9 protein-coding genes are annotated in these 12,092 nt (G+C 48.5%); all 9 read right to left on the reverse strand.

Features of this window, described 5'->3' with window-relative positions; all coding sequences use genetic code 11:
• Positions 1-9: 9 nt before the first annotated feature.
• The 9 genes from PAT3040_RS14900 to PAT3040_RS14940 all read right to left on the reverse strand — a co-directional run bounded on the left by PAT3040_RS14900 (position 10) and on the right by PAT3040_RS14940 (position 11,839).
• Positions 10-1,419 (reverse strand): sulfatase family protein, encoded by a 1,410-nt coding sequence (locus tag PAT3040_RS14900; RefSeq protein ID WP_146200436.1) that lies wholly within the window; start codon positions 1,417-1,419, stop codon positions 10-12.
• Positions 1,416-2,870 carry an arylsulfatase gene (locus PAT3040_RS14905; protein WP_108993362.1) on the reverse strand — a complete coding sequence of 485 codons (1,455 nt, stop codon included), beginning with the start codon at positions 2,868-2,870 and terminating at the stop codon, positions 1,416-1,418. The genes PAT3040_RS14900 and PAT3040_RS14905 overlap by 4 nt, the downstream gene beginning before the upstream one ends.
• Before the next feature lie 12 nt (positions 2,871-2,882).
• The gene (locus PAT3040_RS14910) at positions 2,883-4,202 is read right to left on the reverse strand and encodes a Gfo/Idh/MocA family protein (protein WP_108993363.1); all 1,320 of its coding nucleotides are present in this window, start codon (positions 4,200-4,202) and stop codon (positions 2,883-2,885) included.
• Positions 4,203-4,271: 69 nt separating this feature from the next.
• Complete coding sequence (locus tag PAT3040_RS14915) at positions 4,272-5,390, reverse strand: glycoside hydrolase family 88 protein (protein ID WP_108993364.1); 1,119 nt, start codon at positions 5,388-5,390, stop codon at positions 4,272-4,274.
• Between the two features lie 44 nt (positions 5,391-5,434).
• On the reverse strand, positions 5,435-6,844 hold the full coding sequence (locus PAT3040_RS14920; RefSeq protein WP_181376626.1) for a sulfatase family protein: 1,410 nt from the start codon (positions 6,842-6,844) through the stop codon (positions 5,435-5,437).
• Between the two features lie 28 nt (positions 6,845-6,872).
• Positions 6,873-8,276 (reverse strand): alpha-L-fucosidase, encoded by a 1,404-nt coding sequence (locus tag PAT3040_RS14925; RefSeq protein WP_108993366.1) that lies wholly within the window; start codon positions 8,274-8,276, stop codon positions 6,873-6,875.
• 51 nt (positions 8,277-8,327) lie between these two features.
• Complete coding sequence (locus PAT3040_RS14930) at positions 8,328-9,206, reverse strand: carbohydrate ABC transporter permease (RefSeq protein WP_108993367.1); 879 nt, start codon at positions 9,204-9,206, stop codon at positions 8,328-8,330.
• Between the two features lie 14 nt (positions 9,207-9,220).
• Positions 9,221-10,135, reverse strand: coding sequence for an ABC transporter permease (locus tag PAT3040_RS14935; RefSeq protein ID WP_108993368.1), 915 nt, complete (start codon positions 10,133-10,135; stop codon positions 9,221-9,223).
• Between the two features lie 87 nt (positions 10,136-10,222).
• Complete coding sequence (locus PAT3040_RS14940) at positions 10,223-11,839, reverse strand: extracellular solute-binding protein (protein WP_108993369.1); 1,617 nt, start codon at positions 11,837-11,839, stop codon at positions 10,223-10,225.
• Positions 11,840-12,092 lie beyond the last annotated feature (253 nt).

Genomic DNA, 12,092 nt, shown 5'->3' on the forward strand with positions numbered 1-12,092 from the left:
GTATGATGCTTATGCGTCGAATAAGAGATCTATAGCCTCGGCTTTCATTCCGAGTCTCATCTCAACTTCCATTCCGCTCTTGGCCAGAGAATACGGTTTTATGCGTTGCGCTACTGGACCACCCCCTTGCTGAGACTCTTCCATCAACTGTAAATCCGTCAAGTCGGCCCTCCATGTCAGCAGCGCTAAAAGCAACTCTTGTTTGACACGATCATACTGCGGATCGTTGTATAGATTGTTTCGCTCAGAGAAATCATTCAATCGGTCATACAACATGCCGGTTTGTTCTTCAAAATAATATTCCAGCTTCCAGCGTCGCGTCGCAATAGCTGCCGATTTATATAGTGTTCCGACAGCGCATCGACGGGGCGAATTCAAGCCTTGCATCAGCGGCGTAAACAAATCGAGACCTTGCACATAACGGGAGTAGGTGCCTGCGGCTGCCAAAATGGTTGCTGCAATGTCTGTCCAGACAGCAAAATCGCAAACTTTTCCACTTGGCAGCGTTCCAGGCAAACTCATGATGAACGGAACGCGCCATGTGGCATCCAAATAATTGTGTTTATCATCAAAACCATGATCGAACAGTTGGGTGCCGTGATCTGAAGTGAATATAATAAGCGTATTTTCTCTCAAGCCGGTCTGATCTAAATAGTCGAGCAATCTTCCGATTTGTGCATCAATAAATGCGGTCATCCCATAATAAAGCCTTCGTTTTTGCTCCATCTCTTGTAACGCTTCCGGGGTATCCAGACTGGCTTCAAGCTCAGTCTCCTTGCCGATGAATCCAAGCAATCTCCGAGTATGAAGAGGGAGATTCTCCAAGTCGCCTCGTTTGTAATCGATTGGCGGCAGAGGAATGGAGTCAAACAAGGTGGCCCAATCTCCGGGAGGATCCAATGGCGAATGGGGACTCAGCAGCGAGCAGAACGTAAAGAACGGACCCTCTCCCGCTTGTCGGCAGGCTTCCATTTCCTCGATGGCGGTATCGATCAAATAAGCGTCCAAATGCAGATGATCCGGAATGGCGTCATCAAGCAAGCCCGCGGACTTTTCGCCTTTGACTTCACGTACGATATCGAATGAGGCCGGTTGCTCGCCGAAATGGGTTTTGCCGACCATGATATTCACATAGCCTTGTTCCTTCAATAGATCTGGAAAGGTTGAATGGCCGCTTTTTCGATCGATCCCATTCTCGATACAGCCGTGAATCGGCGTATGAAGACCCGTCATCAGGCTGCTGCGTGCTGGAGAGCAAACTGGAGATGCAGTATGCGCATTGTCAAACAACACCCCCTCGCTTGCCAATCTATCCAGATGAGGTGAAATGGCAAATGTCGAACCCATGCATCGAAGCGTGTCGCAACGCTGGGTGTCCGTTGTAATAAGTACTATATTGGGCTTTTCCTTCTTATTCACCTTATACACATCCCTTCGTACTTCGGTGAAACAATCGGCGGTTTGCCCGCCTGACAGACGAGTGCGCCTTGTTCCGTTAACCCCGCATTCCGTTCGGCCAACACCGCAACTAACTTATCCCGCCAACGATTCAGTTCGACAGAATGGTCTTCATCTGTTGCCAAATCAACACATTCGCCAGGATCTGATGCCAAATCGAACAGCTGCTCTGTGCCTATTCGAGGAAACCAGATGTATTTCCATCTACCGTCTGTCACATATTGCATTTCCTGTAACTCGGAATAGCAAGTGCTATGCTCCCCATGCACAAACTCCCGCCAAGGGGTCGACTCCCCCCGAATAAGCGGCAGCAGGCTCCGCCCATCCACGGAATCGGGAATAGGAACCCCTGCCGCATCGAGAATGGTCGGCATAATGTCCTGCAAGCATACAGGGGCATTGCTCCGTTCGACCAGAGCGCCCTCCATTGCTTTCGGCAGCTTGACGATGAGCGGAATATGTGCCGATCCTTCATAGGCATACGTCTTGCGCCACAGATGGTGATCGCCCATCATATCGCCGTGGTCCGAAGTGAACAAGATAAGCGTATGATCGAGCTGCCCGATTTTCTTCAAGTACATCAACAGACGGCCGATTTGCAAATCAATATGATGGATGTTGCCATAATATCCAATCCGCGCTCTACGAATTTCCCCATCGCTCCGCTTGCCTCTCCAGGCATCCGGACTGGCGGCGTCCTTCTCAACATGATGCATGGCGGACCATTCTCCGATAAGCGGCTTCGGGATATCCTTTTTCTCATAGATGTCGTAGTAAAAGGCGGGGGCATCATACGGCGAATGCGGACGCGCAAACGACATTTTCAAGAAGAAGGGTTTGCCTGGATCCCGATTTTGGATGAAACGGATCGATTCATTGACGGTCCAGTTGGTCGGATGAAGAAATTCCGGAGCATGGTACGGCCGAGCCATCCATGAGTTCCAATCGATCCCGTGATCGGTGAATCCATAATCGCCTGTTTTGTTTTGCTCAAACCATCTTCGATAGTCGGATACAAAGCCTGGCTCGTCCTCTCTTCCCGATTCGTCCAACACGGTATGATGGAAGCCGAATAATGACCGCTGCGGGTGAAAATGCATTTTACCGACGCCTTGAGTGTGGTAACCCGCCCCTGCCAATTGCTCCGGCAGCGTATTCTCCAGACCTTTCATCGGCCCTTGACCTCGACCCATCCCAAGAATTCCGGTATTCCATGGATCCATCCCCGTCATTAATGAAGCTCTTGCCGGCGTGCAGGAAGGCGTTGACGAGTATGCGCTTGTGAACACTGTTCCTTCCGAAGCAAGCCAATCCAAATTCGCGGTTTCTATCGCTTTGTTCCCATAGCAGCCCAGCGTGTCCCATCGCTGCTGATCCGTCATAATGAGCAGTACGTTCGGTCGCTTGTACATCTTTTAACTCCTTTACACTCGCTTGACCTCAACTGTTTTTTGTTCCAGTCGCGATTGATCCGCTGCGAATCCGATCAAGTGCCCATGAAGCGACTTCTCCAGAGATGTGGAGGAGATCGAAGGCGCGGCTCCCTTTAATACTTTCACGAAATCTGCGACCAGACGCAGGTCTCCTCCGCCATGCATATCCTCTTGCACCCCAACGTCAATCCGTTGCTCCGAATAGATATGACCTTTACGGGCATCAGGATGCCAGACAAAATAAGCGCCTTCCTCCATTTCTCCTTGAATTTCACCTTTCGTCCCTACAATATGGATGGTTCGGCCACGCCTGGAAGTTCCCCCTGTCATAACATGCGTCCCCGTACTGCCATCCGCGAACTCTACGATTACCGTCTGATGATCGACCACATCGTTATCGCAGTGCCAGACGCAACGGCCGTACGGACTGTCCGTTCGCAAGGATTCCGCCAATTCCTCATCGCTCAATGTAACGCCTAAATGGGTATTATAGGTGACATAACCACTCCACAAACGCTGATCAATGTAATGCTTCCGCGCGGAATAAGGACAAGAATCCTCAATGGAACAATCGGCCAGACAACGCGTGCCCGCCCCTGCAGGCGCATTCTCGGGCCGGAACTGCAGCAGACTTCCGAAGCTGCTTACTTTCACCGGCCGGACGTCTCCCTTCATCCAAGCCATGACGTCCAGGTCATGGCAGCTTTTTGCCATGAGCATGGAGGAGCCCCCTTTATCCAGGCGCCCCCATTTTCCTCTGACATAGGCCATAGCCATATGGTGATAAGTGACGTTCTCCTCTGTTGTTATACTGACAATATCGCCAATGACGCCATCTGCGATGGTTTGACGAATCGATTCATAGAATGGTGCATAGCGCAGCACGTGACAAATCATGACTTTTCTGCCCAATCGCTCCGCTTCATCATACAACGCCAACACTTCATCCGCGCTGACGCCGATCGGCTTCTCCAGCATGATGTCATATCCGGCCCTGAGCAACGGAATCGTAGTAGATACGTGCAAGTGATCCATGGTGCCGTTAATGACGGCATCCGCAAGCTTAGGCTTAGCGATAAGCTCCTCGACATCAGCAAAACAGTTTTCATCTTGTAAATCGAATCTCTCCTTGGTTAAAGCTCTGCGCTCGCCATCCGGATCGACGACTCCGACTATTTTCATTTGTTCGGGATGCTTCTCAGCGTAAGACGCGTAGATCAGACTCCGATGCCCGGCACCCACGATAACGACCGTAACAGGTCTTCCGTCGTTATCCTTATAACCAGCGTTTATTGACGTTTGACTGTCCATGCTTATCCTCCAAATAAAAGTAATAGATTCGCGTAATTGTTTGATCTCCCCGAGCATGATCTTGCTAGTCTACCAGAACAACTCCGTCTGTCCGCGCAGTTTGGAGAGCGCCTCAACGAAATAATAATCGCCGTAGATCAAGCCGACATCGATATTTTTGCCAGCAGGCCAGTGCCCAGTGCCATGAGGCAGTATCGCTTCGTCGCTCGCATCCCAGATCACGTAATGATCCGCCATCGATTTCAACATGCGTCTCGCCGCCGTTCCGTATAATCGTCCTTCTTCTGCTGGCAGCAGCTCTGCAAGCAGCAGAAGACCGCTTGCCGCAATCGAAGCGGCAGAAGAGTCTCTTGGCGCGCCCTCTTGCGTTGTCAAACGGAAATCCCAGTAAGGAACAAGGTCTTCCGGCAAATTGGCCAAGAAGAAGTGGGCTACTTTTTTGCTTCCCTGCAAATACTTGTCTTCCTTCGTATACTTGTAGCAAATCGCCAATCCGTATAGCGCCCATGCCGCGCCTCTCGCCCATGCCGATTCCGGAGCAAATCCCTGACCGCCCAATGCTCCTACGCGCTCTCCGGTCTCCGGATCGAACTGTACAATGTGGTATACAGAGCCGTCTTCGCGGATAAATTCGCGTAGAACGGTATTCGCATGCTCCACTGCAATATGTTTATAACGCGGATCCTTTATGGCATCGGAAGCCCAGAACAACAGACTCAGGTTCATCATACAATCGATGATCGCCAATCCGGTTCTGCTCTCCCCATTCCAGGCGCGGATGAAATTGCCGCGGATATTGAACCGGCTCGCAAGCCATGCCGCCGCCTTCAAAGCGCGCAGCTTCGACTCTTCGCTTCCCGTCAGCTTATAATTAGCAACCGAGGTCAGGCTCCACATAAAGCCGACATCGTGGTGAAGATTCCTATATTCGTCGATACATGCGTCCATCGCGCTCTCGCAAGCCTCGGCAATCCGCTTCAGCTCCCCGTTGTTTGTATCGCGGAATACGAGCCACAAGAGTCCGGGCCAAAAGCCAGCCGTCCAAAAATGAGGACCCGTACAATCATACTTGCCTTCCTTGGATACATGCGGAAATCCAGCACCTATGATCGGGCTCGTTTGATCGATTTTTTCAACCATCTTGCTCCATGCTTCGTCCACCCATTCTTCTTTCGGATGTTCACCCATTTGTCTGTCTCTCCTTCGAATGACTTAGCGATTTCGGAAGCTTCCTAGCTCCTAACCAATCCCTTACCAACTTCTCCTACAGCCGGTCCCCGATGCATCCTATAGCCAACCTCATGACTTCTCCACCGCAAATCATCCTCCAACTCTTTCCAGTTCAACTCCATAAAATTATCTTTTGTCTTTTCGATATGCTCTTCCAGAAGTTTGCGGTGTCTATCCATCTGTTTGGCATATGCAGCATGCTTTGCTACATTTTTCGTTTCATTGGGATCCAATACAAGATCAAACAGTTCCTCACCGTCGTTGATATAATGCGTATATTTAAAGCCTTCTGTCCGGACCATCCTGCCGGGACTTATAGATAAATCCCATTCTGAATACCATTGACCAATAATATATTCACGGTCAAGCAAACCTTGCTCCGTAATGAGCGGCATTAGATTTTCCCCGCGCAGCGTTGCCGGCTGTTCAATCCCTGCGTAGGAACAAAGGGTCGGGAATAGATCCAGCAAGCTCGTCAGAGCATGTTCCTGAAGTGAAGACTGGTTGCGGTATTCGGGAAAATTGAAAATAAACGGTACGCGGTTCGTTTCTTCGTAAAAATCCACATCCTTTGTTACCTTGCCATGACATGCCATGCTGTCTCCATGGTCTGCCATAAAAACAATAAGCGTATCCTCATACTTGCCTGATTTCTCAAGCGCGTCCAAAACTAAACCGATTTCCGCATCCACTCTATGAATATAGTGGTAGTAGGCCGCCAGATAATGCCTGAAACTTTCGCTGCTCCACTCCGATGTCTGAGCCTGACGAGTATGTGAACAACAAATATACTTGACGGCATCCGGTCTGTTCTCGATATCATCAAACTCGAAATTTGGCGGCAGAGGCGGCAACGGACTGCCTGGATCCACATCCTCATGCAGCCCTTTGTTTTTACCTGTCCAGGAGCATATATCATGGGGGTTCACAAAATCTACAATCATAAGGAACGGCTTATCGGAATGTTTATTTTTTTCTAAATATTCAACGGTTTTCTCTGTCGTAAAACGATCTCTCTCGGTATCTTTGGACACCGGCCATGCCAGTGTCCCTTCCACCTCCGACTCTCCTTCCTCTTCACACCAAAAGCCCTTTAACGCTCCGGCTGCATGGGTTTTTCCAAAATGAACCGTATCATATCCCGCTTGATTGAACACCTCTCCTATCGTTGGGAGATCTTCAGGAATAGCATACTTTTTAATATTGGACAAAACGCCCGTCTCATGGGGATAAACTCCGCTCCAGAAAGAGGCTCGTGCGGGCATACATAAAGGAACTGGAGTGTAGCATCGGTCGAAGACTACGGCCCCATTCGCAATTCTGTCAATATTCGGAGTTTCTGCAATCCCGCCGTAAACAGGAAGCGCCTTCCAGGAAAGCTGATCGGAGACAATAATCAGTATGTTTCTCATCGCGAATCTCCTCCTCTTGTGCTCAAACTTAACTGATACGGAATACGTGCGCGATCGGCGCTGGAGCAGAACGATCAGAATCAGGGAGCCGAACGATGACCCCATTTTCCGTGCGGCGATATTCCAGATTTTCTTGTCCGCCTACCAGATCAATGCGCTCGAAGTCTTGCTTGAATTGAAGGAGTACTTCCTCTTCGACAGTCGCACTCTCGTCTTTATACAAGTAGAAAGCATAGATCGTATCGCCTTTTCTCGTAAAATAGCCATGTTCCGCCGAATAGGGCTCGCAAATACGCGTTCCGTAAATGGCTTCCCCATAAACCTTCAACCATTCGCCCATGGACTTGATTCGGGAAATGGCGGTTTTCGGCAGCCTTCCGTCAGGCTGCGGGCCGACGTTGAGAGCCAAATTGCCGCCCTTCGCTACAACTTCGATAAGCAAATGAATCAACTGCCGCACGGATTTATATTCATGCTCGGTTTCATAGCGGTAAGACCAACCCGCACCCATCGTGATACAGCTTTCCCACGGTACATCCATAGCCACATCCGGCACCGTCTGCTCGGGAGTGATCACGTTCTCATACGGTCCGCCGACGCCGCGGTCTGCCGTCAGGAGCCAAGGTTGGATTTCTCGGGCTTTCTCCACGACTTCACCCAGTCTAATGTCCTCGCCTCTGCTTTCCCTGACCCAGCCCCCGTCGAGCCAGAGCATATCAATGCGACCGTAGCGAGTCATCAGCTCCATAATTTGCTCGTGGGTAAACTGCACGAACTGCTCCCATAGCTCAGGGTAATCCTCCGCTTGATAAGAAGCCGCTCGAGACATCTCGGTTCCACTCTTCATACCTGGCGCCCAGTAGTATGGCGTGTGCCAATCGGGCTTCGAGAAGTAAGTTGAGATTCCTAAGCCTTTCGCACGGAAGGCATCGAACAGCTGCTTGCAAACATCGGCATACTTATGGGTATGGAATGGACAATCCGGCCCCGTAATGCTGTAATCTGTCATATGAGTATCCCACATGCAGAAGCCGTCATGATGCTTTGTCGTAAAATTCAGATATTTAAATCCATTCTCCGCAGCCAGTTCGGCCCATAACTCGGGCTGGAATCGAACCGGATTAAACGTTTTATTCAATGCGTAGTATTGCTGCTTGAATTCTTCTGCGTCGACATCCCAATCAATATTAGCACGTGACCAGGATGCATCCCCGTCGCTAAGAGGCCACGAAGATATGACTCCAAGCTGCGAGTAAGGCGCCCAGTGCATCATGAGACCCAGCTTCTGATCTTTGAACCACTCGAGGCGCTCGAGCAGTAGCGGATTCTCGGGCTTTACCCATTGCTCTGCTCTACTGTAGCTATGAACACCTCTTCTTACAATTGTCGCTTGATCCCGTTCTTTTTCTTTTGTGCTATTATTCTGACTCATCGTATCGTCTAACCTCCATGTGGTTTATTCATCATTTATGTTTGGTAACTATTAACCCTTAACAGCTCCAACCAGCGCACCTTTGACAAAATATTTCTGAAGAAACGGATATACAAGAAGAATGGGTACCGTCGCTACCATAATCGTTGCATATTTAATCGTTTCGCCGACAATATTGGTTTGGCCGACGTCCAGACCTGCCGTCATTGCACTCGTATCATTCTGGATCAAAATCTCCCGCAAGATCAGCTGTAGCGGATATTGCGAGCGATCAGCCAGAAAGATCATGGCATTAAACCAAGAATTCCAATGGCTGACGCCATAATACAACGTCATGACCGCAATTACCGGAAGCGATAACGGAAGAATAATACGGAACAGAATGACTACATCGTTCGCTCCGTCTATCCGTGCGGATTCTTCCAGGCTGGCTGGGATCGCTTCGAAGGAGGTCCTCATGATCATCAGATTAAACGTGCTGACCGCGGCAGGAAGGACAAGCGCCCATAACGTATTATTCAAACCGATTCCCTTCACAACCAGGTAGAACGGTATTAATCCACCGCTGAAAAACATCGTAAAAATGATAAACAACGTGATTTGCTTCCTGTACTTTAATTGGCGACGGGACAGCCCGTAAGCTCCGAGTGAAGTTAACAGCAAGTTAATTCCGAGGCCGACTACAACATAAGTAATCGTATTGATATATCCCGTCAGTATCATGGGATTTTCAAACACCTTCTGATAAGCAAGCAGTGTAAAACCGAGAGGCTTCCATAACAGGCCGCTATGGGAAAGAATTTCACTAGGCTCGCTCACCGAAGCCAAAAATACATACAGGATTGGATAAATGGTTAGTAGCATCAAACCTGCCAATACCAGATAATTGATCGAATCAAAAAGAGTGCCGCTGAATGTGCGTTTCTCCATGATGTCCCCTCCTCTCACCACAAACTTGTATCATTCAACTTACGGCTTATAGCATTAGCAAGAATAACCAATATGAAATTAATGACGGAATTAAACAACCCTACTGCTGCGCTTAAGCTATAATTGAAATCTTGCAAGCCTATTCGATACACGTAAGAAGAAATAACGTCGGCCGTCTCGTAGGTGATCGGCGAATAGAGCAAAATGATTTTTTCAAAACCGACACTGAGCATTTGACCTAAATTTAAAATGAGCATGATGACAACCGTAGGAAGGATACCCGGGAGTGTAATGTGAATCATCTGACGGAAACGATTGGCTCCATCCATTCTGGCAGCTTCATATTGCTCCATATCAATTCCCGTCAAAGCTGCCAGGTAAATAATCGTCCCCCAGCCAATTTGCTGATAAATTCCGGATGACACAAAAATCGTACGGAACATCTCCGGCTGCAGCAGAAGACTCTCTCCGAGGTTTCTGCCTGAAATCCACTCATACATTAATGTGATAATGCCGCCTGAGCTTGTAAAATCCTTCAGAATTCCACAAATGACGACAAGCGAAATAAAATGCGGCATATACGTAATCGTTTGTACGGTACGCTTAAACACAGCTGATCTCAATTCATTGAGTAACAGTGCCAAAAGAATAGGTGCAGGGAATCCAAACACAAGCTCGTATACGCTTATCAGGATCGTATTCTTTAGAATTCGCCAAAAATAAATCCCATTAAAAAAATCGGTGAAATGACCAAACCCGCTCCAGGGGCTCCCCCATATGCCTACCGCGGGAGTAAAATCCTTAAACGCGATTATAGCGCCATACATCGGACCATAATGGAAAATCGCGTAATACAGCAGGACGGGGGCAATCATTAAATAAATATATTTATTCGTCTTTAGCTCTTTCGCGAATGCTAGCAATCCCATACACTACACCTCTCTCGAATCCATATTTGGAGATGCTGGCAACCTAATCCTTGCGGGAAACCAACATCTCCAGATGAATTCTGTGCATTATCTCTTTAAATAACGGTCATACGCGCTTTGGTAGATGGCAATAACCTTCTCTACTCCAATCGTTTTCAGTTGCTGTTGATACTTCTCGAAATCGTCCAACGATTCTTTGCCCATAATGAATTTCACGAACATTTCTTCCTTATAGCTGTTCAAATCGGTTTCAATTTTGGCAGCTTGTGCGCTTTCCTCAGGTGTCGGTGTAATAAACTTTGGCAGCATGTGCTTGACTGCTTCCGTATCGGACCAGACCTGAGCAGCTTCATCCTGTTGAGGATATGTGTTGGTATTTCGGTGCTTATCCGTAAGGTACGGACCAGCTTGCTTGGAGTACTGGGACAAGATCTGTTGAACGTTAAGATCTTTATTGTTTAATATCAAATCCGTAAATTTCGGCACCTCATTCTCTACCGTGTAGCTTTCGCCCTCGATACCGTAATTGAAGAGCATTTTCCCTTCCTCGCTATAGGCATAATCAAGCCAACGCGCTGCTGTTTCTACATGCTTGGAGGACGCCGAGATAGCTGCCGAGCCTGAAGGGTTATACTTGAAGTCTCGCTGCCCGATGAATGCCTTCTCTCCTTTATTCAAGACTGGATAAGGAGCTCCCACCAAATCAAATGCAGGATCCTTTGTCTTCATCGTGTCGAGCCAGCGTCCAATGCCTCCTCCTATTAAACCAACTGTGGCTCCAGAAATGCCGGAAGTGATTTTAGTATCAAGGGTTTTCCCGTCGGAATCCGGTATTGCGAAATCTTTATCGATCAGCCCTTCCTGATACCATTTGCGAAGCAGCTCCAGGGCATCCTTAAATTGCGGATCATAGGGGCCGTAATGGACCTTCCCTTGATCGTCGAGATAGAAACCGTTGGAAGTTTGGAATGCCCCGATAAATGTATCTTCCAAATCCCACTTGCCGCCTGCGTATCTCGCGGTAAACGGCGCAGCTACGTTTTTCTTTTCTTTGAAAGCTTTTAGAGTTATATACCATTCGTCAATCGTCGTAGGGACAGGCAAACCTAATTCATCCAGCCAATCCTTGCGTAGTACAGGCCCCTCGTAAACCAGCTGCACAGGAGCCTCCCGTAGCATAGGAAATACATAGTATTGTCCGCTGTCCGTCTTCAGCTGCCTGGCCAGTTCCGGATCCGACTCAATGATCTGTTTCAAATTTGGCGCATATTGATCAATGATGTCATTCAACGGCAGAATAACTTTATCTTTAATCGCCTTCTCCGGTCCTCCCGGATAAGCCGTCCAGGTGTATTCGACAACATCTGGCAGTTCGTTCGATGCAACCATCAAGTTGAACTTCTCTGTCGTTTGCCCCACAGGTGGATGTGTATACGTTACCTTGACGCCAGTTTGTTTCTCAAGCTCCTGTCCAAAGATTGTCTCTGCCATGTTCTCAATGTTGACCGACAACAGATTGTTGTTCAGCGTTTGCCATGAAGTAAGTGTCGAACCTGCCTTGAGCGGGTAGCTTACTGTTGCCGGAGCTTGCGTATTATCCGGTATCGATGGCTTCTCCCCCTCGGGAGCGGAGGTGCATCCTGCCGTGAGCATTGCCGCTCCTAACACAATGCTGATTGCCGTACAAAGCTTCTTTTTTGCCATGTTAGTTTCCCCTTCTATTCCATGTAGTGTGATACATTTTCATTATCGAATGGATTTGGCTTTTACGTATACTGATAAAACGCAAACTCGACTTGCAAAAGCGGAAAAGGGCGTTGTTAATTCGTAGAGAGCAATTGCAATACATGTGATGTGGAAATAAATCGGCATCTTTGAATCTTCATGCATTTTACCTAGGCAACAATCCCCCGCCGTTAATCGGCGGGGGGTTGTTTTTGGACGATCATATGGCTAA

Origin of the sequence: Paenibacillus agaridevorans, from assembly GCF_003112455.1 — a bacterium.
GTDB lineage: Bacteria > Bacillota > Bacilli > Paenibacillales > Paenibacillaceae > Pristimantibacillus > Pristimantibacillus agaridevorans.